Annotated in this window: 21 protein-coding genes; 20 read left to right on the top strand and 1 reads right to left on the bottom strand. The window is 58.0% G+C overall.

Features of this window, described 5'->3' with window-relative positions; genetic code table 11:
* Positions 1-59 precede the first annotated feature (59 nt).
* From ftsE to rd, 12 genes are all read left to right on the top strand, one after another.
* Positions 60-746 carry a cell division ATP-binding protein FtsE gene (gene ftsE, locus BLQ99_RS10730; RefSeq protein ID WP_093690849.1) on the top strand — a complete coding sequence of 229 codons (687 nt, stop codon included), beginning with the start codon at positions 60-62 and terminating at the stop codon, positions 744-746.
* Positions 736-1,623 carry a permease-like cell division protein FtsX gene (gene ftsX, locus BLQ99_RS10735; RefSeq protein WP_093690851.1) on the top strand — a complete coding sequence of 296 codons (888 nt, stop codon included), beginning with the start codon at positions 736-738 and terminating at the stop codon, positions 1,621-1,623. The genes ftsE and ftsX overlap by 11 nt, the downstream gene beginning before the upstream one ends.
* Before the next feature lie 23 nt (positions 1,624-1,646).
* Complete coding sequence (locus BLQ99_RS10740) at positions 1,647-2,768, top strand: murein hydrolase activator EnvC family protein (RefSeq protein WP_093690853.1); 1,122 nt, start codon at positions 1,647-1,649, stop codon at positions 2,766-2,768.
* Between the two features lie 230 nt (positions 2,769-2,998).
* Positions 2,999-4,153, top strand: a complete 1,155-nt coding sequence (locus BLQ99_RS10745) for a S41 family peptidase (RefSeq protein WP_093690855.1) — start codon at positions 2,999-3,001, stop codon at positions 4,151-4,153.
* Between the two features lie 117 nt (positions 4,154-4,270).
* The gene (locus BLQ99_RS10750; protein ID WP_093690857.1) at positions 4,271-5,512 is read left to right on the top strand and encodes a PDZ domain-containing protein; all 1,242 of its coding nucleotides are present in this window, start codon (positions 4,271-4,273) and stop codon (positions 5,510-5,512) included.
* Between the two features lie 93 nt (positions 5,513-5,605).
* A complete protein-coding gene (gene uvrB, locus BLQ99_RS10755) occupies positions 5,606-7,699 on the top strand; it encodes an excinuclease ABC subunit UvrB (RefSeq protein WP_093690859.1) in 2,094 nt (697 codons plus the stop codon).
* A 245-nt stretch (positions 7,700-7,944) separates the two neighbouring features.
* Positions 7,945-10,776, top strand: coding sequence for an excinuclease ABC subunit UvrA (gene uvrA, locus BLQ99_RS10760; protein ID WP_093690861.1), 2,832 nt, complete (start codon positions 7,945-7,947; stop codon positions 10,774-10,776).
* A 14-nt stretch (positions 10,777-10,790) separates the two neighbouring features.
* Complete coding sequence (gene uvrC, locus BLQ99_RS10765) at positions 10,791-12,626, top strand: excinuclease ABC subunit UvrC (RefSeq protein ID WP_093690911.1); 1,836 nt, start codon at positions 10,791-10,793, stop codon at positions 12,624-12,626.
* A gap of 5 nt (positions 12,627-12,631) precedes the next feature.
* On the top strand, positions 12,632-13,207 hold the full coding sequence (mobA, locus tag BLQ99_RS10770) for a molybdenum cofactor guanylyltransferase (protein WP_171904662.1): 576 nt from the start codon (positions 12,632-12,634) through the stop codon (positions 13,205-13,207).
* Positions 13,208-14,029: 822 nt separating this feature from the next.
* Positions 14,030-14,584, top strand: a complete 555-nt coding sequence (locus BLQ99_RS10780) for a LemA family protein (protein WP_093690865.1) — start codon at positions 14,030-14,032, stop codon at positions 14,582-14,584.
* Between the two features lie 41 nt (positions 14,585-14,625).
* Entirely contained in the window at positions 14,626-15,393 is a 768-nt protein-coding gene (locus BLQ99_RS10785) for a TPM domain-containing protein (protein ID WP_093690867.1), read from the top strand.
* A 407-nt stretch (positions 15,394-15,800) separates the two neighbouring features.
* Positions 15,801-15,959: a rubredoxin gene (gene rd, locus BLQ99_RS10790; protein WP_093690869.1), complete on the top strand. Its 159-nt coding sequence runs from the start codon at positions 15,801-15,803 to the stop codon at positions 15,957-15,959.
* Between the two features lie 148 nt (positions 15,960-16,107).
* On the opposite strand, the gene BLQ99_RS10795 is transcribed toward rd, so the two are convergent.
* The gene (locus BLQ99_RS10795) at positions 16,108-16,644 is read right to left on the bottom strand and encodes a DUF3231 family protein (protein ID WP_093690871.1); all 537 of its coding nucleotides are present in this window, start codon (positions 16,642-16,644) and stop codon (positions 16,108-16,110) included.
* Between the two features lie 161 nt (positions 16,645-16,805).
* On the opposite strand from BLQ99_RS10795, the gene BLQ99_RS10800 reads away from it, so the two are divergent.
* The 8 genes from BLQ99_RS10800 (at position 16,806) to BLQ99_RS10835 (ending at position 23,934) form a co-directional block, all read left to right on the top strand.
* Complete coding sequence (locus BLQ99_RS10800) at positions 16,806-17,819, top strand: alpha-hydroxy-acid oxidizing protein (protein ID WP_093690873.1); 1,014 nt, start codon at positions 16,806-16,808, stop codon at positions 17,817-17,819.
* A gap of 16 nt (positions 17,820-17,835) precedes the next feature.
* Positions 17,836-18,948 (top strand): histidinol-phosphate transaminase, encoded by a 1,113-nt coding sequence (hisC, locus tag BLQ99_RS10805; protein WP_093690875.1) that lies wholly within the window; start codon positions 17,836-17,838, stop codon positions 18,946-18,948.
* A 109-nt stretch (positions 18,949-19,057) separates the two neighbouring features.
* Positions 19,058-20,068, top strand: coding sequence for an ABC transporter substrate-binding protein (locus tag BLQ99_RS10810; RefSeq protein ID WP_093690877.1), 1,011 nt, complete (start codon positions 19,058-19,060; stop codon positions 20,066-20,068).
* 69 nt (positions 20,069-20,137) lie between these two features.
* The gene (locus BLQ99_RS10815) at positions 20,138-20,950 is read left to right on the top strand and encodes an ABC transporter permease (RefSeq protein WP_245690435.1); all 813 of its coding nucleotides are present in this window, start codon (positions 20,138-20,140) and stop codon (positions 20,948-20,950) included.
* Positions 20,950-21,735, top strand: coding sequence for an ABC transporter ATP-binding protein (locus BLQ99_RS10820; protein ID WP_093690881.1), 786 nt, complete (start codon positions 20,950-20,952; stop codon positions 21,733-21,735). The genes BLQ99_RS10815 and BLQ99_RS10820 overlap by 1 nt, the downstream gene beginning before the upstream one ends.
* Before the next feature lie 13 nt (positions 21,736-21,748).
* On the top strand, positions 21,749-22,300 hold the full coding sequence (locus BLQ99_RS10825) for a methylated-DNA--[protein]-cysteine S-methyltransferase (RefSeq protein ID WP_093690883.1): 552 nt from the start codon (positions 21,749-21,751) through the stop codon (positions 22,298-22,300).
* 92 nt (positions 22,301-22,392) lie between these two features.
* The gene (locus tag BLQ99_RS10830; RefSeq protein WP_093690885.1) at positions 22,393-22,737 is read left to right on the top strand and encodes a phage holin family protein; all 345 of its coding nucleotides are present in this window, start codon (positions 22,393-22,395) and stop codon (positions 22,735-22,737) included.
* Between the two features lie 378 nt (positions 22,738-23,115).
* On the top strand, positions 23,116-23,934 hold the full coding sequence (locus tag BLQ99_RS10835; protein WP_093690887.1) for a Cof-type HAD-IIB family hydrolase: 819 nt from the start codon (positions 23,116-23,118) through the stop codon (positions 23,932-23,934).
* Positions 23,935-23,984: the final 50 nt, after the last annotated feature.

The following is a 23,984-nucleotide window of genomic DNA, read 5'->3' on the forward strand; positions in this document are numbered from 1 at the left end:
GAGGTATGAGGTATGAGGTATGAGATTGCCTTTAGCTGATAAGAGGGGAGTGGTTACGCTTGATCCAGATGACCGACGTTACCAAAATCTACAGCAACGGTTCTGTCGCCCTCTCCAACATTTCCGTGCATATTGACAAAGGCGAATTCGTGTTTATCGTCGGGCCGAGCGGCGCCGGCAAATCTACCTTTATAAAACTGTTGTTTCGCGAAGAATTGCCGACCAGCGGCCACCTGGTGGTCAACGGCTGGAACGTGGGCCAAATGCGGCCGTCCGAGGTACCGTACCTGCGGCGCAGCCTGGGCATCGTTTTTCAGGATTTTCGCCTGCTGCCCAACAAGACGGTCTATGAGAACGTCGCGTTCGCCATGGAGGTCATCGAGGCGCCGCGCCGGGAAATTCAAAAACGGGTATATGCCGTGCTCGACCTGGTAGGCCTGCGGGCCAAAGCCAGGGCCTATCCCGCCCATCTCAGCGGCGGCGAGCAGCAGCGCGTGGCCATCGCCCGCGCCATTGTCAACAACCCGTTGGTGGTCATCGCCGACGAGCCGACCGGCAACCTCGACCCGGACACGTCGTGGGAAATCATGAAGATTTTCGACCGCATCAACAAGGACGGCACGACCATCGTCATGGTCACCCATGACCAGCCCATGGTGGACGCCATGCGCAAGCGGGTTATCGCGATCGAAAAAGGCCGCATCGTCCGGGACCAGGCAAGGGGGGTTTACGGCTATGAAGATTAGGACGTTGGAGTATTTTATCCGCGAGGCCTTTTCCTCCCTCCGCCATAACAGCCTTATGAGCGTGGCCTCGGTCAGCACCGTGGCGTTGTCGCTACTTATCCTCGGCCTGTTTTTAGTGATGGTGCTTAACCTTAATCATATGGCGTCGGCCTTGGAATCGCAGGTGCAGATTTCGGTGTACCTGCAGGACAACCTCACCGCACAGGAAATGCGGGCGATCGGCGAGCAGATTACCAAGCTGCCGGGCGTGATCCAGGTTACCTTTGTCAGCAAGGACGAAGCCCTGGCCCGCTTTAAGCAGCGGCTGGGCGAGCAGCAAGGGCTGCTGACCGCCCTGGGTGATACCAACCCGCTGCCCAACTCGTATGAAATCAAGGTGGACAAGCCCGAAAACGTCAAACCGGTGGCCCAGGCGGCAGAAAAGATTAAAGGCGTGGAAAATGCCCGCTTTGGCCAGGAAGTGGTGGACCGTCTCTTTCACCTGACCCGCATGGTGCGGATTTTCGGGGTGGTAATTATTATTTTCCTGGCGCTGGCCGCACTGTTTATCATCGCCAACACCATTCGCATCACCGTCTTTGCCCGCCGCAAGGAAATCGGGATCATGAAATATGTGGGCGCCACCGACTGGTTTATCCGCTGGCCCTTTCTTATCGAAGGCATGATCTTGGGCTTCGGCGGGGCGCTCATCGCCGTGGTGCTGCTTAATGAGACCTATGCCGTGCTCACTGAGCAGGTCTATGAGTCGCTGGCCTTCCTGCCCCTTATTCCCAAACGGCCGTTCCTGACCAACCTCAGCATCGTTCTGCTGGTGCTAGGGACGACGATCGGGGCTTTGGGCAGCACCATCTCGCTCAAGCGGTTTATGAAGGTGTAAGCGTGGTTATGGGAGGGAGAACAATGGACAAAATCAGACGCGGCCTGGCCGTCGTCGTGGCGGTCGTCATGCTGCTGACCGCGGTCGGGCCGGCGCTGGCCAATGAAATGGAGCTCGAGCTGCAGGACCTGCAGCGTCAGATGCAGGTGCAGCAGAACAAAGCCGCCCGGGCCCAGCGTCAGGTGGACAGCGTATCCGAGCAGCTCCGGCTGATCCAGAGCGAACTGGACACGGCCCTGAGCGAGTATAACGCCATTCAGGCCCAACTGGACGCGACCGAGAAGCAGATCGAACTCAACCAGGCGATTTTGGCCAAGGCGGAAAAAAGGTTGGCCGAGCGCAGCCAAATCCTTAACAAACGCATCCGTGACATCTATAAAAACGGCCAGATCAGCTATCTGGACGTCCTGCTCGGCGCCAACGATTTTGCGGACTTTACCACCCGCATGGACCTCCTCAAACGGGTGCTCAGCCAGGACGTGGCCCTCATTGCCCAAGTCAAGGCCGAGCGGGAACTGGTGCTGCAGAAAAAAGCCGAACTGGAACGCGACCGGGCGGCGATTTTGGAACTGAAAAAAGCGGCGGCCGCCAAAAAGCAAGCGATCGAAGCCCGTAAGGCCGAACGGGAGAATGTGCTGAACGCCGCCGTCTATGAGCGCGACACGGCGGAACGTGCTTACCAGGAACTGCTAGAAACGTCGAAACGCATCGAAGAAATGCTGCGCCGCAACCAGACCGGCGGCCGCGCCGCCGAGAGCACGGGCGCGATGCTCTGGCCGGCGGCCGGGCCGATCACTTCGCCGTTCGGCTGGCGCACCCATCCGATTTTCGGCACCGCGCGGTTCCACAGCGGCATCGACATCGGCGCCGATTACGGCGACCCGGTAGCGGCGGCTGACGGCGGCGTCGTCGTATATGCCGACTGGATGGGCGGGTATGGCAAAACGGTCATTATCGATCATGGCGGCGGTATTTCCACCCTTTATGGTCACAACTCGGAACTCTTGGTCGGCGAGGGCCAGCGGGTACGCAAAGGGCAGACTATAGCCCGCGTGGGCTCGACCGGTTACTCCACCGGGCCGCATTTGCATTTCGAAGTGCGCCAAAACGGTTCACCGGTCAATCCGCTGGGCTATTTGCCATGAAAGCATTGAAGTATAACCACGGAGATAATCATGCGAATAAAAAACAGGCATGACAAAGCATGAGGAGTAAGTTTTTGAATTAATTTTGCGCGACAACTGTCGCGCGCGTAGCCCTTCGCGTTCTTTGCGGCCTTTGTGGTTCCAATACTCACTATTGCATATCTTGCCTTGTGACTGCATATAGTTAAAGGTAATTGGGCTTGCGAGCAATCAAATAGGTGGTGTGTGTTTTGCCGAATCGGCGCAAGTTACTTGTTGGGGCCATCCTGCTCGTGGTGGCCACCTTTGTTTTAACCGCGGGCGGCTTTCTCTACCTGCTCAACGCAGGCTCAGCCGACGTGGTCAGTACGCTGAAATTCTTCCGGGCCTTGCAAATCGTCAGGTCGCGCTATATTGAAGAAGTGCCGATGGACACCCTCATGTCCGGGGCCATCAAGGGCATGGTTAATTCGCTGGGCGACCCGCACTCCGTTTACCTGGACGCCAAGATGTACAAGGAGTTTATGATTGAAACCGAAGGGTCTTTCGGCGGCGTCGGCATTGTGATCGGGGTGAAGGACAAGGTGCTGACGGTGGTGTCGCCGATCGAGGGCACGCCGGGCGACAAGGCCGGGATCAAGAGTGGCGACCAAATCCTCAAAATTGATGGCCAGGAAACCAAGGATCTGGCACTCGACGAAGCGGTCAACAAAATCCGCGGCCCGGAAGGCAGCCAAGTGACCCTGACCATCCGGCGGCCGGCTACCCAAGAAGTGAAAGACTACACCCTGACCCGCTCGAACATCCAGATCCGCACCGTGGCGGGCAAGATGCTGCCAGACAAGATTGGTTACATCCGGATTTCGATGTTTAACGAAAATACGGGCGCCGATTTAAACCGTAAGTACCAGGAACTAGAAAAGGAAGGCATGAAAGCCGTTATTTTGGACCTGCGCGACAACCCGGGAGGATTATTGGAAGAAAGCGTCAAGGTGGCCAACAAGTTTGTGCCCAAGGGTCCGGTAGTTTCGGTGGTGACGCGCGACGGGCGGCAGGAAACCCACTCGTCCACCCTTGAGGCCGTGAAGTATCCGGTCGTCGTTCTGGTTAACGGCGGCAGCGCCAGCGCGTCCGAAATCGTGGCCGGCGCCATTCAGGACACCGGGGCCGGTACCCTGGTCGGCACGAAAACCTATGGCAAAGGCTCGGTCCAGACCATTATGCGGCTGGATAACGGCACCGCCATCAAGCTGACCATCGCCAAATATCTGACGCCAAGTGGGCGGTCGATCAACGGCGTGGGCATTGAACCGGACGTGAAGGTGGAATTGCCGGAGCCGCGGCAGCCGGGCCAAAAGGACATTCAACTGGAAAAAGCGATTGAGATTTTGAAGAGCAAGCTGTAAACAGGCAGCGGCGGGTATTGGTTCCGCCGCTTTTTGCTATTGTTGCTGCCGGTCAGTATCATTCCCGGGGCTGGTGTTTTATAATAATGGTAGTGTAACCTGAGAGGGGGCTTGGCCGTGTTTCCGTGGCAGGACATTGTACTTTTGATTGTGCGCGGGACGATCAGCGTTTTGTTTGAACCCATGTTTTGGCTGGTTTTAGCGATGGTAGGCTTCCAATACTGGCAGCTGCAGCGCACCCAACTGCGGCTGTTCGGCGTCTACGGCTACCCGCTGCGGCAGCAGATTGTGCTGGCGGCCGTGTACGGCGCCGTCGGCGGAGTGCTGGGCAGTTTTTTGCTTACCCTGGTCGGGGTGACGCTCAACCGGTTGGGGCTGAGTTATATTTGGCCGCTGGCCATTGCCCTGGCGATGATTAACATGCGGTTTTTGTGCTTCGCCTATGCCGGCGGCCTGGTGGCGCTGGCCAACGTTGTCTTCGGCTGGCCCCAGGTGAATGTGCCGCAGGTGCTGGCCTTGGTGGCCGTTTTGCATATTACCGAAAGCGTCCTTATTTTTATCAGCAGCCGCTACAGTGCCGTTCCCCTCATCATCCGCCGTGACGACGGGCAGCTGGTGGGGGCGTTCAACCTGCAGAATTTCTGGCCGCTGCCGCTGGTGCTGCTGGCCGCGGTCGCCATACCCGGCGGCGACCTGCCGGGGGGAGTTATTAAGATGCCGGACTGGTGGCCGCTCCTTCCCCTTGGCGTGGAGGCGCCGGAGGGGCACCGCTGGGTTTATGCCATGATGCCGGTGGTGGCGGCCCTCGGCTACGCCGACGTGGCCGTAGCCAATCCGCCGGCCAAGCGGCGCCGCCAGTCGGCTTTCCACCTTGCGCTCTACAGCGTCAGCTTGCTGGCGCTGGCCATTCTATCGGCCAAGTTCGCCTGGCTGCAACCGGTTGCCGCCATTGCCTCGCCGGCCGGCCACGAGCTGCTAATTCAGCTTGACAACCGCCGCGAACTGAGCGGCCGGCCGCGCTATGTGCCGCCCCAGTACGGCGTAATGGTGCTTGATACCGTCCCGGACACGCCGGCCCGCAAAATCGGTCTGCGCCCCGGCGATATTCTCCTGTCCCTGGCCGGGCTGCCGGTGAACAGCGGCTATGAGCTGGCCTATGCAATTAATGCTGCGCCCGCTGAATTTGAGCTGGAGTTTTACCGCGACGGCCGGACGGTGCGCCGCCTGACCCGCTTTGTCCCCGGCGAGCGTCGCCTGGGCGTCATCCTCGTTCCCGAAGGCTATGAACAACAGTATGTGGTTATGACTGGCGGCCGCTACGGCCTGTGGGAATGGCTGAAACGCAAGCTGGGCCGGTGATATGTCGGCACCGGCGGATGCCTGTAAATTTTTTCGCGGCTATGCTATAATAGTTTCTAGCGGATAATTATTATCAATTGTGGATGTGATAGCATGGCAACTGTGCCGAAACTGCGGACAATTTATCAGGAAGGGGGCATCCCCTTTCAGGTCGTGGCGCCGTTCGCGCCGACCGGCGACCAGCCCCAGGCCATCGAAGCGCTGGCCGAGGGCATCCGCCGGGGCGAACGGGCCCAGGTCCTGCTGGGCGCGACCGGTACCGGCAAGACGTTCACGATTGCCAAAACCATCGAAAAAGTGCAGAAACCGACGCTGGTCATCGCCCACAACAAGACGCTGGCCGCCCAGCTGGCCAGCGAGTTCAAAGAGTTTTTTCCCCATAACGCCGTCGAATATTTTGTCAGCTACTACGACTACTACCAGCCGGAGGCCTACATTCCCCAGACTGACACATACATTGAAAAAGACGCGTCGATCAACGACGAGATCGATAAACTGCGCCACTCGGCGACCAGCGCCCTGTTTGAACGGCGCGACGTCATCATTGTCGCCAGCGTGTCGTGCATTTACGGCTTAGGCTCGCCGGACGAATACCGCGGCCTGGTGCTGTCGCTGCGGCAGGGCCAGGTCCGCGCCCGCGACGAAATCCTGCGCAAATTGGTCGAGATTCAGTACGAGCGCAACGACGTCAACTTTACCCGTGGCAAATTCCGCGTCCGCGGCGATGTCATCGAGATTTTTCCGGCCGCCTACGGCGAGCAGGCCGTGCGGGTCGAACTGTTCGGCGACGAAGTGGAGCGCATTCTGGAAATTGATACCCTGACGGGCGAGATTTTGGCCGAGCGCAAGCATATCGCCATCTATCCGGCGTCCCACTATGTCACCACCCGGGAGAACATGCTGCGGGCCATCGCCGACATTGAGCGGGAACTGGAGGAACGGCTGGCCGAGCTGCGCGCCGCCGGCAAGCTGCTCGAAGCCCAGCGGCTGGAGCAGCGTACCCGCTACGATATGGAAATGATGCTGGAGATGGGGTACTGCTCGGGCATCGAGAACTATTCGCGCCATATTACCGGCCGTAAACCGGGCGAGGCGCCCTATACGCTGCTCGACTATTTCCCCGACGATTTCCTGCTGGTGATTGACGAATCGCATGTGACGCTGCCGCAGGTGCGGGCCATGTACAACGGCGACAAGTCGCGCAAGGACATGCTGGTCGAGCACGGTTTCCGCCTGCCGTCGGCCTATGACAACCGGCCGCTGACGTTTGACGAGTTCGTGCAGCGCATCAATCAGGTTATTTATGTGTCGGCCACGCCCGGCCCTTACGAACTAAAGACAAGTACGCGGGTGGTGCAGCAGATTATCCGGCCGACCGGCCTGGTCGACCCGGAAGTGGAGGTACGTCCGATCAAGGGGCAGATGGATGACCTGTTGGGCGAAATCAAGGCCCGCGCCGCCGCCAACGAACGGGTGCTGGTGACGACGCTGACCAAGAAGATGGCCGAGGACTTGACTGAGTTTTTGCGCGAGATGGGGGTGCGGGTGCGCTACCTCCATTCGGAAATCGCCACCATTGAGCGGGCCGAGATTATTCGCGACCTGCGGGCCGGCGCGTTTGACGTGCTGGTCGGCATCAATTTGCTGCGGGAAGGGCTCGACTTGCCCGAGGTGTCGCTGGTCGCCATCCTCGATGCGGACAAGGAGGGCTTTCTGCGCTCCGAGACCTCGCTGATCCAGACTATCGGCCGGGCGGCGCGCAACGTCCACGGCAAGGTCATCATGTATGCCGATACCATTACCGATTCGATGCGGCGGGCCATTGACGAGACCAACCGCCGCCGCGCCATCCAACAGGCCTATAACGAGGCGCACGGCATCACGCCCCAGACGGTGCGCAAACGGGTCAAGGAACTTATTGAAACGACGAAAGTAGCCGAAACACCGGTAGAATATAAAGCCGACCGCCTGGCCGGCATGACCCGGACCGAGATGCTGGACCTCGCCGCCAACCTGGAGAAGGAGATGCGGCAGGCGGCGAAAAACCTCGAGTTCGAGCGGGCGGCCGAGTTGCGCGACATGCTCATGGAACTCAGGCAGCGCCTGGCTGAGGGAGAAAGTAAAAAGGGGAAAGAGGAGAAAGGAAAAGGGAAAATGGGACAGCCGCGGAGGACGCGGAGGAAATAACCGCGAAAGCGGTTTAATCTACCCTGAAAAGCGTAAAACCGCAAGGGCGCAAAGAACGCAAAGGGCTACGCGCGCGACAGTTGTCGCGCGAGATTAGTTCAAAAACTTACTTTTCATCGCTTGTGGTGCCAATTATTGGCATGATTATCTCCGTGGTTATAAAATCTTTTCATTATTTGTTATGATTTGTTATGCCGATTTATTGGCATGATTATCTTTGCGGTTTAACTTTTGCTGGAGGAGAAATGAAAGACTGTATTATTGTCAAGGGAGCAAGACAGCACAACCTGAAAAATATTGACCTGGAAATTCCGCGCGACAAGCTGGTGGTGATTACCGGTCTAAGCGGGTCGGGCAAGTCGTCGCTGGCGTTTGACACTATTTACGCCGAGGGCCAGCGGCGCTATGTCGAGTCGCTGTCGGCCTACGCCCGGCAGTTTCTCGGCCAGATGGACAAGCCGGACGTGGACTATATCGAGGGCTTGTCGCCGGCCATTTCCATCGACCAAAAGACGACCAGCCGCAACCCCCGCTCGACGGTGGGCACGGTGACGGAAATCTACGACTACCTGCGCCTGCTCTTTGCCCGGGCGGGACGGGCGTTTTGCCCGAAATGCGGGAGGCCCATCAGCCAGCAGACGGTGGAACAGATGGTTGACCAGCTGCTGGCTTTGGGCGAAGGCACCAGGCTGATCATCCTGTCCCCCTTGGTGCGGGGCAAAAAAGGCGAACACCAAAAGGTGTTTGAGGATATCCGCAAAAATGGCTTTGTCCGCGTCCGCGTCGACGGCCAGGTTATGGACGTGACCGACGACATCCGGCTGGAAAAAAATAAAAAGCATACTATCGAAGCCGTTGTCGACCGCATCGTTATCCGCGACGGCATTAGCCAGCGCCTGGCCGACTCGCTGGAGGTGGCGCTGAACTTGGGCGGCGGCCTGGTGACCGTCGACGTGGTCGGCGCTAAGGAGCTGGTTTTCAGCCAAAACTTCGCCTGTCCGGACTGCGGCATCAGCCTACCGGAGATCGCGCCGCGCATGTTCTCGTTCAACAGCCCTTACGGCGCCTGCCCCGACTGCACCGGCCTGGGCAACAACATGGAAATCGACCCGGCCCTGGTCGTCCCCGACGGCAGCAAGGCCCTTATTGACGGGGCGATCGCCGCCCTCAGCAAAAACGTCAACTCCTATTTCATGTGCCAGCTGGAGGCGGTCCTGGAGCACCATGGCTATTCTCTCTATGATACCTGGGACAGCCTGCCGGAGGAAATGAAACGCCTCATTCTGTGGGGCGGCGGCGAGACGCGCTATACCTTTACCTATGAAAATATGTACGGCGAGGAAAAGACCTATCACGCTGTGTTCGAGGGCGTCATTCCGCTGCTGAACCGCCGGTACCGCGAGGCCACGTCGGACAGCGTGCGGGAGGAGATCGAGGAATTTATGAGCGCCAAGCCCTGCCCGGCGTGCAAGGGGGCGCGCCTCAAGCCCGAGGCGCTGGCCGTCAAGGTGGGCGGCAAAAATATCTATGAAGTGACGCGGCTGACGGTGGCCGAATGTCAGGAATTTCTCCAGTCCCTCGACCTGACCGAGCGTGAGCGCACCATCGCCCGCCAAATCCTGAAGGAAATCAATGCCCGGCTGGGTTTTCTCCTTAATGTCGGGCTGGACTATCTGACCCTTGACCGGGCGGCGGGGACGCTTTCCGGTGGCGAGGCCCAGCGCATCCGGCTGGCGACCCAGATCGGCTCCGGCCTGGTCGGGGTGCTGTATATTCTCGACGAACCCAGTATCGGCCTGCACCAGCGCGACAACAACCGCCTGCTGGCCACGCTCAAGCGGCTGCGCGACATGGGCAATACGCTCTTGGTGGTTGAGCATGACGAGGATACCATGTACGCCGCCGACCACATCATCGACATCGGCCCGGGGGCGGGCGCCGGCGGCGGCAAGGTCGTGGCCCAGGGACCGGTGGAGGTTATTAAGGCTTGCGAAGAATCAATTACCGGCGCGTACTTAAGCGGCCGCAAGTTCATTCCCGTGCCGGCCCGGCGGCGCCAGCCCAACGGCAAATGGATCGAGGTCGTGGGCGCGCGGGAAAACAACCTGAAAAACCTCACGGTCCGCTTTCCTTTAGGCTTGTTCACGGTCGTGACCGGCGTTTCCGGTTCCGGCAAGAGCACGCTGGTCAACGAAATTTTGTACAAGGGGCTGGCCAGCCGGCTAAACGGCAGCCGCCTGCGGCCGGGTGAGCACGACGACATCCGCGGCCTTGAATTTATCGATAAAATTATCGATATCGACCAGTCGCCGATCGGCCGCACGCCCCGGTCCAACCCGGCGACCTATACCAGCCTGTTTGACGCCATCCGCGAGGTGTTCAGCCAGACGCCGGAAGCCAAGATGCGCGGCTACAAGCCAGGGCGGTTCAGTTTCAACGTCAAGGGCGGCCGCTGTGAGGCCTGCCGCGGCGACGGCATTATCAAGATCGAGATGCACTTTTTGCCTGACGTGTATGTGCCCTGCGAGGTGTGCAAGGGGGCGCGCTATAACCGGGAGACGCTGGAAGTGAAGTATAAAGGGAAAAATATCGCCCAGGTCCTCGACATGGTGGTGGACGAGGCGGTGGAATTTTTCCAGAACATCCCCAAAATTCACCGCAAGCTGCAGATTTTGCAGGACGTCGGTCTTGGGTACATTAAACTGGGCCAGCCGGCGACCACCCTGTCCGGCGGCGAGGCCCAGCGGGTCAAACTGGCGACCGAGCTGGCCCGCCGCAGCAACGGTAAGACGTTGTATATCCTGGATGAGCCGACGACCGGCCTGCACACCGCCGACATTCACCGCCTGCTCGACGTGCTGCAGCGGCTGGTGGACGCCGGTGACACCGTTGTCGTGATTGAACATAACCTCGATGTCATTAAAACGGCCGACTATATTATCGACCTCGGCCCCGAAGGCGGCGTCCGCGGCGGCGCCATTGTCGCCCAGGGCACCCCGGAGGAAGTGGCCGAAGTGCCGGCGTCTTATACGGGGCAGTTTTTGCGGCCGGTGCTGGCCAAGGGGATCAGAGTTTAGAGGGAATGATTGATATGACGGAATCTCATCAGCCATGTGACGGAGCATCCGAGCTGGAGCAGAAACTGGCCCACCTGCCTGACAAGCCGGGCGTTTACCTCATGAAGGACGCGAGTGGCCGCATTATTTACGTCGGCAAGGCGGTCAACCTGAAAAACCGGGTTCGCTCGTACTTTCAGGCCAGCCGCAACCACTCGCCGAAGGTGCGGGCGATGGTGGCCCGCATCGCCGACCTTGAATATATCATAACCGCTTCGGAGATCGAGGCCCTTATTCTCGAGTGCAACCTGATCAAAAAACACCGTCCCAAGTACAACATCAGCCTGAAAGACGACAAGAGCTATCCCTATATCAAAGTGACCGTCAACGAAGCCTATCCGCGGGTGTACGCCACCCGCAAGGTGCAGAAGGACGGGGCTAGCTATTTTGGTCCCTATACCAGTGCGGGCGCGGTTCACGAGACGCTGGCTCTGCTGCGCAAACTGTTTCCGCTGCGCACCTGCCGCCGCCTGGATGCCCGCCGGCCCTGCCTGCAGTTTCATATCAAGCGCTGCCTGGCGCCCTGCAGCGGCCGGGTGGATGAAGACCAGTACCAGGCGATGATTAAAGCCGTGTGCCTGTTTCTCGAAGGGCGCAGCGATGATGTGGTCAAGGAGCTCAAGCGCCGGATGGAGGAAGCGGCGGAAAACCTGGAATTTGAACAGGCGGCCCAGCTGCGCGACCAGCTGGCGGCGGTGGAAAAGGTGCGGGAAAAACAGAACATCGTTACCGGTAGCGGCGACCAGGACGTCATCGGCCTGGCCCGGTCGGCGGCGGGCGCCTGCGTGCAGGTCTTTTTCATCCGCAGCGGCAAGATGGTCGGCCGCGACCACTTCCTGCTCACTGGCAGCGAAGAGGAAGACGACGCCGCGGTGCTAACGGCGTTTATGAAGCAGTATTATAGCCAGGCCACCTTTATTCCCCGGGAAATTTTGCTGCCGCTGGCGCTGGACGAGCAGGATTTGCTGGCTGACTGGTTAACTAGTATAAAAGGGAGCCGCGTGGACGTGGTGACCCCGCAGCGGGGTACCAAGAAAGACTTGGTGACGATGGCCGCCGGCAATGCCGCCGCCGTGCTGGAGGAGCAGGCGGCCAAAATCCAGGCCGACGCCGACGCCACCGCCGGCGCCGTGCTGGAATTGGGCGAGCACCTCGACCTGGAGTCGCCGCCGGAGCGCATCGAATGTTTCGACATTTCCCACATCCAGGGGGCGGAAACGGTCGCTTCCATGGTGGTGTTCGAGGGGGGCCGCCCGAAAAAGGACGAATATCGCCGCTACAAATTGCGGACAGTGGAAGGCAAGCCCGATGATTTTAAGTCCATGCAGGAAGTGGTGGGGCGGCGGTACCGCGACGCCGACCAGGGGCCGTTGCCTGACCTGATCATTATCGACGGCGGCAAGGGTCAGCTCAACGCCGCCCTGGAGGTCATCCGCAGCCTGGGGCTGCATGACATCCCGGTCGTGGGTCTGGCCAAGGAATTCGAGCATATTTTCCGCGAGGGCGAGAGCGACCCGGTCATCCTGCCGCGCCATTCCCAGGCTTTATATTTGGTGCAGCGCATCCGCGACGAGGCGCACCGCTTCGCCATTACCTATCACCGGAAACTAAGGGCGAAACGCAATATGGTGTCGGTGCTGGACCATATTCCCGGCATTGGCGCCAAGCGGCGCAAAGCCCTTTGGGACCACTTCGGCAGCCTGGCCAAGATCAAGGCCGCCGCAGTGGATGAGCTGGCCGCCGTACCGGGCATGACCCGTCCGGCCGCCGAGGCCGTCTATCATTTCTTTCGCAGAAAACCCGGGGAGTAATGCCAATGAAACTGACCGGTATTGTGTTGGCCGGCGGCCTCAGTACCCGTATGGGCCGGGACAAGGCCACCCTGCCGTTTAGCGGCAGTGACCTTTTGCATACCGTGCTGGCCCGGCTGGCGCCGGTGTGCGACTATTTGCTGGTGGTCAGCAATGTGCCGCGGGAAATCCGTATGCCGGACGTGACCGTCGTGCCGGACAAGTACCCGCAGTGCGGGCCGCTGGCCGGGATGCACGCCGGCCTGAAGGCGTCGGTCACCGCTTATAACTTTCTTGTCGCCTGCGACATGCCCTTTCTCTCAAGCCAGGCCGTGGCGTATATGGCCGGAGCGGCGCAAGGGTTTGACGCGGCCGTGCCGTTTATCGACGGCTATTATCATCCGCTCCATGCCATCTACCACCAAAATTGCCTAAAGCATATCGAGCTGATGCTGCAGGCCGGCAATTACCGGGTGCTCGACTTTTACCCGCTCGTTGCGCTGCGCCGGATTGGCGCCGCCGAACTGCGCCGGTTTGACCCGGAGCTGAAAACGCTTGACAACATCAATACCCCGGAAGACCTCGCAAAATTAAGGCAATAAAACCGCTAAGGACACAAAGAACGCAAAGGGCAACGTGCGCGACAGTTGTCGCGCTTGAATTTATATAATGGAACCACAGAGGACACGGAGGGGATATTTTTTAACTTTAGCACGATGAATATCGCGCCTCTGCGTTCTCCGCGGTTGAATAACGGTTTTCATGCTTTGTGGTGCCAATTTATTGGCATGATTATCTCCGCGGTTTCTGCTTTCCGATTGCCATTTTCTAGGACCAATTAATGGTATAAATTACCATGAATGACGGTTGTAATCCGGGTCATAATATGACTGCAAGGGTTCGTAATGGTCGAGCCAAGACCGGTGTCGGATCTCGATACGGGGTTCGGCATTGGTCGGCCAAAGATTGGTGTCGGGTCGCAAGGCTCGGCATCAGTCGGCGGGCAGATCGCCATATGTCTTGTAAGGCTGTGCGGCAGCCCAACTGTTGTCGTATGGTCAAAAGGGATGTGTGGCGGTCGAGCTAAGACTGCCAGGGGTTCCGGAGGGTCTATCCGGAAGATCGCTACGATGGGTCTATTGCAGTCGGGAGATTGCAGTAGGTTCGGCAGGTATCCCTGGTAGTCGAGCAAAGGTCAGTGTCGGTTGTGTAATGCTTGTGCGTAGTCGAAAGATTGCGTATAGGTATGTAATGATCGGCATTGGCTGTAGCGTAGATCATTACGGGCTCTTGCCCATTTTTGGCAAGGAGGACGGTCGGGCGACCGTCCTTTTGGTTGTGTTGGCAAAAGGTTCAGGTTAGTAGTAAAATAATAGTGGATACAATAAAACAATACTGCACCGTTAAAGGAGGAGGTAACGTACATGAAAAAAACCGCGTTGATTGTCATTGCCCTGGTGGCAATAATGGTGATTATGGGTATATCCAGTTACAACGGACTGGTCAGTTTAAACGAAAGCGTTAACGGCAAATGGAGCCAGATTGAAAACCAGCTGCAGCGCCGGGCCGATCTGATTCCTAACCTGGTTAACACGGTCAAGGGTTACGCGGCCCATGAGCAGCAGGCCATTGCGGCGGTTGCCGACGCGCGGGCGAAACTGGCCGGTGCCCAGGGACCGGCGGCCAAAGCCCAGGCCAACGCCGAATTAAACAGCGCCTTGAGCCGGCTATTGGTCGTCGTGGAAAACTACCCCAACCTAAAGGCCGACAAAAATTTCCGGGCGCTGATGGATGAGCTGTCCGGCACGGAAAACCGCATCGCCGTGGCCAGAAAAGACTACAACGACGCCGTGCAGGCGTACAATACCAAGATCCGCTCTTTCCCCACCAGCATCTTTGCCGGCATGCTGGGCTTCGGGCCTAAGGAATATTTCAAGGCCGAAGAGGGTGCCAAACAAGTTCCGAAAGTGCAGTTTTAAGGCCATACGGGAAGCGGTAGGAAAAAGCGAGGGATAGAACAATGACCAAAAGGCTGGCCTGGCTGGTACTGGGCATTTACCTTCTGATTGCTGCCGTAGCCTGGGCCCAGCCGCAAATCCCGCCCGCCCCGACAGCCAGCATCTATATCCAGGATTATGCCGGCGTCGTGTCTGGTGATACCAAAGCGCGCATTAACAGTCTGGGCAGCCAGCTGGCGGCCAAGACGAAGGCCCAGGTCGTCGTCGTCACCGTCAAGTCATTGCAGGGCGCGTCGATTGAGGACTATGCCCTGGAAATTTTGCGGCGGTGGGGCGTGGGCGATAAAACGCTGAATAACGGCGTCGTCATGCTGGTGGCGGTCGGCGACCGGCAGTCGCGCATCGAAGTGGGCTACGGCCTGGAGGGGGCGCTGCCTGACGCGAAGACCGGGCGTATCCAGGACGAATACATGATCCCCTATTTTCAGCGGGGCGACTATGACAAAGGTATTTTAAACGGCTACCTGGCCTTGGTCAGCGAGGTGGCGAAAGAATACAACCTGGAACTGAAGACCGAGGCCAAGCCGGTACCTAAGCAGCGCGCCGGCGACAGCTCCTGGTGGGACACGCTGCCCTGGTGGGTAAAAGTCCTGTTTGCTGCCGGGGTGCTGCTTTTATTTATTATTGACTGGCTATTTTTCGGCGGCCAAATCACCTACCTCATTCTGGCCCTGCTCTTCCGCCGCGGCGGAGGCGGCGGTGGCGGCTACGGAGGCGGCGGCTTCGGCGGCGGATCCGGCGGAGGCGGCGGATCCAGCCGGCGTTGGTAACAGCAAAAAAAACACCCTGGACCCATAAAAAGGGTCCAGGGTGTTTTTGTCATTCCTTGGAAGAACAGGAGCTCGTGTCGCATTGTTTCGGCGACAATTCTTTGGAGAATTCAGTTGAACACTGTTTTTCTTTATTCTTTTTCTCAGCCGAGGACAAATCTTTGAAGCTCATTCAGCTCACCTCCGTGAAGTTAGTTTTTTACCATTTTCCCGTTTTATACCCGTCGGCGCCGCGATTTTTTTGGCCGAATATTCGCCTGTGCTGCCTTATCGGGATGAGCCGCGGTAATAAAAAGGTTAATTGAGATAATGGCTATTTTTTAATAATTATTTTTGAATTTTTTATTGCATAAAATGGCCAATAAAGGTAAAATATACCTATAATATCCTAGTGAGGAGTGAGTGGCATGGACAAATGGGAATGCACAGTGTGCGGCTATGTATACGATGAGGCGGCCGGCGACCTCGACCACGGCATTGCCCCCGGCACAAAGTTCGAGGACATCCCCGACGACTGGGTGTGCCCCACCTGCGGTATCGGCAAGGATATGTTCGAGAAAAAATAGTTTTTTAGCGTCAAAAAGCGCCGGCGTGGCGCTTTTTTATATATATCAGAAAGTATAAGTTTTTAACCGCAACAGGCGCACGGCGCTGTAAAAAAAGACCGGGAGACGAGTCCCGGTGGTAGTGAGAGGAGTGGTGGGGTGGTTTGCGTTAGTGTGTGACTTTGGCGAGATGAGGGAGCCAGCCGCGCTTCAGCATGAGCTGCAGCAGACGGTAGTTCCAGTCCAGACCGGCGTCAAGGCGTTCGCGGAACATGGTGCCGATTTCCAGCTGATAGGATTGATGCAGGGCCGACAAGCAGGCCATCTGAGCCCCTTTGGCCAGCGTGCCGATCGTGGCGGCGATCTCCGCGTCGGTTAAGCGGGCGTCGGCCGGGATGTCCAAATGGTCGTGCAGCTTGCGCTCCGTCCAGTCAAAAACGGGAATCTCGGCATCGCCTGCCTTCATCAGCGCTTCGCAGCGCTCGATAGTCAGTTTGGTCAGGTCTTCGATCGCCTCTTTAATGAGCTCTTTCAGTTCCGAATCCTGAGCGTGGTTATACAGTACACTAAGGACGGCCATATTGTATCGGCCTTGCGCGATGATGCCGTACATGCTGCCTGCTTCCAGGTAGTTGACAGCCTCTTTGTCCAACATGACCTGAGCGGCGGCGCGGGTAACGGAGTTTATCTTGTCCATGATTGTCATAACCCTTGCCTCCCTGGTTTATTACAATGCTTGCTGCAGTTATTCCATCATTAGAATGAGCAGTTTGGGCCAATTTCATACACCTGGCAGGACTTTGACAGGCAGACCGCGAAATTTCTAAAGTCCTTGCTACAGGTTATTTTGGGATTGGAGGTTTCGCGATGGATTGGCAAACACTAAAAGCACAAGCACGGGAAAAATTCCGCGGCGCCTGCCGCGTCTGCCCAACCTGCAACGGAATAGCCTGCGCCGGTGAAGTGCCGGGGATGGGCGGACTGGGCACCGGCGCCGCTTTTCGCAATAATGTGGAGGCGTTGGCTGGGTTCCGCCTTAATTTGCGCACCATCCACAATGTTCATTCGCCCAAGCTGTCCTGCCGCATCCTGGGGATTGATCTGGCCATGCCCGTCATTGCCGCGGCGATCGGGGGCATCGGCTTCAATATGAACGGCGCCATGACGGAAGAAGATTATGCCGCCGCCATTGTGGCCGGCTGCCGCCAAGCCGGGACCGTCGGCATGACCGGTGACGGGCCGAAGCCTGAGGTGTTTGAAGCCGGGATCAAGGCCATGGCCGCCGGGCATGGACCGGCGATTCCCATTATTAAACCCCGCGACGCGGCCAAAATCGTGGAAATGGCCAACCGGGCGGCCGCGGCCGGGGCGCCGGCGTTCGGCATCGACATTGACGCCGCCGCCTTGATTAATATGACCAACGCCGGCCAAAAAGTGGGGCCGAAAACGCAGGACGAGCTGGCGTATATTAAGCGGCATACAACTATTCCGTTTATTGTCAAGGGCATCATGACCCCTGACGAGGCCGAGGCCTGCTGCGCCGCCGGCGTCGATGCCATCGTCGTGTCCAACCACGGCGGCCGGGCCCTGGACCATACGCCCGGCACGGCCCAGGTGCTGCCCTATATTGCCGAAATGGTGAAAGGGAAAATCACCATCCTGGTGGACGGCGGCATCCGCAGCGGCGCCGATATTCTCAAGATGCTGGCTTTGGGGGCGGATGCCGTGCTGATTGGCCGGCCGCTGGCCATTGGCGCCGTAGGCGGCGGCGCGGACGGTGTCGCCACTGTTCTCAATAAACTGGCCGGCGAACTGCGGGCCGCGATGGTCCTCACCGGAACGGCGGACGTCGCGGCCGTGAAGGAAGATATTATCTGGTAATAACGGAGGTTACGCCATGACCGCTATTCATATCGAGCCGCGGCCGGCGGTTCATCAGCTAAGGGCCTTTACGCCGGACCTGCCTGACCGGACGGTGGGGGAACTGCGCCGGCTGCTCGGGTTGGACGAAGTTATCAAGCTGTCGTTTAATGAAAGTCCGTACGGGCCTTCGCCGCGCGTGGCCGAAGCCCTGCAGCAGGCCGCCCGGTATGTCCACTGGTACCACGACCCGGAAGGCAAGGAACTCAGGGAAAAACTGGCCGCCCGCTACGGCGTCGGCAGCGAGCAGATCTTTCTTGCTAACGGCGCCGACGAGGCGATTACCCTTATTGCCCAGGCCTACCTTTCCCCCGGCGACGAGGCGGTAATCCCGGCGCCCACCTTTGGCGCCTGCGCCTTTTCCACTCGCCTGGTCGGAGCCACGCCCGTGTTTGTCCCGGTGCGGCAAGACCTGGCGATTGATCTGGCGGCCATGGCCCAAGCGGTGACGCCGCGGACCAAACTGGTCTACCTGTGCAATCCCAATAATCCTACCGGCATGATGACGGGCGGCGACGAGCTGCGGCGCTTTGTCGCCGGCCTGCCAGAGCACGTCGTCGTCCTTATTGACGAGGCCTATGCCGAGTTTGTCACCGATCCGGCCTACTTGTCCGGCATTTCCCTTTTGCCCGACCACGCCAACGTCGTCGCTGTCCGCACTTTCTCCAAGATTTACGGGATGGCGGCGCTTCGCCTCGGGTATGGTATCGCCCGGCCCGAGCTGGTGGCCACGGTAAACAGGGTGCGCAATCCCTTTAACGTCAACTTCCTGGCCCATATGGCGGCGTTGGCGGCCCTGGCCGATGACGACTTTCACCGCCTGGTGGCCGCCCGCAACGCCGAGCAGCGCCGGCGGCTGACCGACGCGTTCACGGCAATGGGCTGGCAGGTTTGTCCTTCCCAGACCAATTTCCTGTTCGCCGATACCGGACAGGACAGTGCGGCCCTTTGCCTGGCGCTGGCCCGACAAGGAATAATTATACGGCCGGGACATGGCTGGCAGCGGCCGAGTTTTGTCCGCATCACGGTGGGCAGTCCTGAGCAAAACGATAAACTTTTGGCGGCGCTCCGCCAATTATGCGGACAGTAACAGAAAGCGGCAGCCAAAAATAATTTATTAAATAGCCTCTGTTTTGCAGGATATTATGCAGTGGTCAAGAATATTAATGCAGTAAGAATCTTAGGGAGGGACAGGATAAATGCGTAAAAAAGTTGTAGCGCTTTTGCTCGCGGCGGTGATGGTCGCGGTTTTGGTTGCCGGCTGCGGCTCGACCAATAAACCGGCCGCCCAACAACCGGCGGCCAAAGAGCCGATTAAAATCGCCCTGCCGACCTTTACCGGCTACGGTCCGCTGCTGGTAGCCAAAGAAAAGGGTTTCTTCAAAAACAAGGGACTGGATGTGGAGATCCAGATCATCGACGGTCTGGGCGAACGCAAACAGGCGCTGATGGCCAATAAGATTCACGGGATGGCCACCGCTCTTGACGTTTCGGTTACCATGGCGGGCGACGGCGTGCCGATCAAAATCTTGTGGGCTTTTGACACTTCCAACGGCGCCGACGGTATTTTGGTGAAAAACAATAAAGGTATTAGCAGCGTCGCCGACCTGAAGGGCAAGGAGATTGCCCTGCCGGAAGCGGCTACCAGCCACTTCTTCCTCCTCAATGTTCTGGATAAAGCCGGCATGTCCGACAAAGACGTGAAAATCGTCAACATGACGGCCGGCGAAGCCGGCGCCGCCTTTGTGGCCGGCAAAGTCGACGCCGCGGTAACCTGGGAGCCCTGGCTGACCAAAGGCGCCAAGGCGGACGGCAAGGTGCTGGCAAGCACGAAAGACCTGCCCGGCATCATCGTTGACGTCGTCTTTCTGCGGGAAGACTTCGTGAAGGCCCATCCGGACCAAGTTCAGGCGTTCGTAGCGGCCCTCAAGGAAGCGACCGATTTCATGATGACTAATAAGGACGAGGCCTATAAGATTATCGCCAACGGTTTCAAGATGAAGCCGGAGGAAATCAGCGCCGACATGGAGACTCTCAAGTTCTACGGCCTGAATGAGAACATCGCTTTCTTCGGCACGCCGGATAAACCCGGTCCGATTTATGACGTAACCAAGAAAGCCGGTCAGTTCTATTTTGACAAAAAGAAAATAAGCAAGGTGCCGAACCCGGCGGATATGATTGACGCAAGTTTTCTGAGCAAGTTAAAATAGGGTAGGTATGCCAGCAGCCCGCGCGGCGGGCTGCTGGCGTTTTCGGCAGCGAAAGTCACATTTTGGGTGGTGGTATTGTTGCAGAAACTGAAACTCTTTGTCCCTAAAGCGGATATTCCGGCATCGGTCTATGTTTCGCTCACGGTTCTTTCGTTCGTCCTGCTGTTGGGCGCTTGGTCGGTCCTGACCTACGGCGGTTTCGTCCCGCCCCTGTTTTTGCCGACTCCCGGCCAGATTATCGCCAGCGCGGTAGTGCTGTTCACCGAATTTGATTTGACTAAGGACATCCTGGCCAGTGTGGCACGGGTAACCGGCGGCTTTTTGCTGGCCGCCGTTATTGGCGTGCCCCTTGGCATCCTCATGGGCAGCCTCAAGGTGTTCGAGGCGTTTGTTGAACCGTTGCTCGGTTTTCTGCGCTATATGCCGGCCTCGGCCTTTATCCCGCTCTTTATCCTGTGGCTGGGCATCGGCGAAAGCGAGAAGGTGGCGGTCATTTTCTTCGGTACCTTTTTCCAGCTCACCCTCATGGTCATGGACGTGACGAAAAACGTGTCGCAGGCGCTGATCGACACGGCGTACACCCTGGGCGTATCCAAACGGGGCGTGTTCTGGCGGGTTATCTTGCCGGCCAGCATGCCGGGCATTGTCGACACCCTGCGGATTACTTTCGGGTGGGCCTGGACGTACCTGGTCGTGGCGGAAATCGTCGCCGCCAGCTCGGGCCTGGGGCATATGATCATGCAGTCCCAGCGCTTTTTGAAAACTTCCCATATTATTGTCGGCATTATCATTATCGGTGTCATCGGGATTATTATCGACCTGGCCTTTAAGTGGCTGTACTACCGGCTGTTCCCCTGGCTGCGCAAAGGAGGTGTCGCCTAATGTCGGCGAAACTCTTGATCGACGATGTTTCCAAAGTGTTCAGCGATGGCAAAAACGAAGTAACCGCCCTGGCCAATACCAGTTTTGCCGTTCGCCCCAATGAATTTATTACCATCCTTGGCCCGTCCGGCTGCGGCAAGTCAACCATCCTCAAAATTATCGCCGGATTGGAAGAACCGTCCAGCGGCCGGGTGCTCTTAGACGGCCGGGAAATCAAAGGGCCGGGCGCCGACCGGGGCATGGTGTTCCAGTCGTACACGCTCTTTCCCTGGCTGACGGTCAGGCAAAACATTGAATTCGGCTTGGAAGTGGCCGGTCGGCCCAAGGCCGAGCGGCGCGACATTGCCTACCACTACCTGGAGAAAATCGGCCTAAAAGGCTTTGAAAACGCATACCCGCAAAATCTGTCCGGCGGCATGAAGCAGCGGGTGGCCATCGCCCGGGCATTGGCCAATGATCCCGAGGTCTTGCTAATGGATGAACCGTTTGGCGCGCTGGACGCCCAAACGCGCACCGTCATGCAGGAACTGCTGGTTGACGTGTGGGAAGAGTCGCACAAGACCATCCTGTTCGTTACCCACGACGTGGACGAGGCGGTCTTTTTGGGTGATACTATTTATGTTATGACGGCCCGCCCGGGTAAAATCAAGGAACGCATCGAAGTGCCGCTGCCGCGGCCGCGCAAGTTTGACGTTAAACTCAGTCCGGTGTTCCTGGAGATTAAGCGCCAGGTGCTCGAACTCATCCGGGAAGAGAGCTGGAAGACGGCCAACAGCAACCTGTAAGGGGCGGGGAATTATGACGAAGGTTTATAACCTCTTTACGACTGAATGGGGCCACATGGCAGCCGTTTGGAGCGACAGCGGCCTGTGGGAGCTCAGTTTTCCCCGGCCGGATGCGGCGGCCGCCCTGGCCGATTTGACCACACCCGATCTCACGGAAGGAGAGGCACATCCGCTGCTGGCCGAACTGGCCGGTCAGCTTAAAGTTTATTTCCGCGGCTATCCGGCGGTGTTCACCGTCCCTGTTGACTGGCGCGGCTACACGCCCTTTCAGGCGGCAGTGCTACGTTACACGGCCGGTATTGCCTTCGGCGAGGTGCGGACTTACGGTGAGGTAGCCAAAGCCGTTGGCGCCCCCAAGGCGGCGCGGGCGGTAGGCGGCGCCCTGCACCGCAACCGCACGCCAATCGTTATTCCCTGTCATCGCGTCATCGGCGCCGACGGCAACCTGACCGGCTTCGGCGGCGGCCTGGAGCTGAAAAAGGCGCTGCTGCTGCTTGAGCAAGCGGGTCAGGGCGATACTTGTATTACGGGTACGCTTGCGTTAAATAAGTCAATTTTTGAATAAGTCAAGCCTGACCCCACAAAAAATGTTGTCAAGAGTATTGGGGCGGAATATAATAGTAGATGGACTTGGAAAAGGCTAAGGAGGCGTGCGCGGTGTCAGGCTTTTTGCTGCGCATTATCATCAACGCGGTGGTGCTCTTTTTCGTGACCATCCAGTTGCCGGGTATTTTTGTCGATACCTTGGGCAGCACCTTACTGGGGGCGGCCATTGTCGGGATTGCCAATGCGGCAATTCGTCCGCTGGCGTCGTTGGCATCGTTGCCGTTTAATACTCTCACGCTGGGAAGTTTGACGTTTATCACCAATTTATTCACGCCGCTGATGGTGGCGAAAACGCTGCCTGGCGTGCAAATCTCCAGCATGGTGGCGTCCCTCACCGGGATTTTGCTTATGACGGTGTGTAGTTACACGGTGACGAAGATGATTCGCGACCGCTAAAAACCATCAAGGCACCTCGAGTCGGGGTGCTTTTTTGCTATTTCGTTACATTGAACCACAAAGATAATCATGCCAATAAATTGGCACCACAAAGGCATGAAAAGTAAGTTTATGAACTAATCTCGCGCGACAACTGTCGCGCGCGTAGCCCTTTGCGTTCTTCGCGGCCTTTGCGGTTTTACGTTTTTCAGGGTAGTACACAAAGTTACGCAAAGTTGTTTACTATGTGAATGTTTAACAACAGAGATATCATGTCTTCAATTCGATATGAGTCCGCCGCGACAACTGTCGCGGACGTGACCCTTCGCGTTCTTCGCGGCCTTTGTGGTTTTGTTATTTAGGATAGAAGGTTAATTTTTTGGCAGAGGAGTTTAGGATATGTCGATTAAACTAATCGCCGTTGACTTGGATGACACATTGCTGGACAATTCACTGGCCGTATCGGCGCGGGCGCGGGAAGCGATCGCCCAGGCGGTGGCGCAGGGCATCACCGTGACGGTGGCGACCGGGCGCATGTATCGCTCGGCCTTGCCGTATGCCCGCCAGCTTGGCCTCGATGTGCCGCTTATCACCTACAACGGGGCGCTCATCAAGGCCGCCTTGTCGGGCGAAGTGCTGCTGCACCGCCCGCTGGCGGAAGACGTGGCCCACGAGGTGTTGGCGTTTTCCCGCCAGCGGGGCTGGTACATCCAGGTCTATCTGGATGACGTCTTGTATGTGACCGAACTGAACGAACGGGCGCTTTATTATGAAACAATAGCCGGGGTTAAAGCCGTGCCGGTCGGGGACAGGCTGTACGACCTGCCGGGTGCGCCGACCAAGCTGCTGGTGATGGCCGAACCGGCGGATATCCTGCGCATCCAGGAAGAAGTGCAAGCCCGGTTTGGCGACCGGCTGTATGCGGTGGTGTCCAAGCCCAATTATCTGGAAATGGTTCACCCGGCAGTAAACAAGGGGGCGGCGCTGGCGTTTCTGGCGGAAATGCTGGGCATTAGCCGCGACGAGGTCATGGCCATCGGCGACTCGCACAACGACCTCGACATGCTCGAATATGCCGGCTTCGGCGTGGCCATGGGCAACGCTTCCGAACGCGTCAAGGCCGTGGCCCAGGCGGTTACCCGCGGCAACGACGAAGACGGCGTGGCCGAAGCAATCGAGAAAATACTGGGGTCAGGCTTGACTTATTTTAAAAATTGACTTATTTTCAGCGCGTTCACCGCACTTGTCGCTATGACAATAAAAGGTTT

It is taken from the genome of Sporolituus thermophilus DSM 23256, assembly GCF_900102435.1.
GTDB lineage: Bacteria > Bacillota > Negativicutes > Sporomusales > Thermosinaceae > Thermosinus > Thermosinus thermophilus.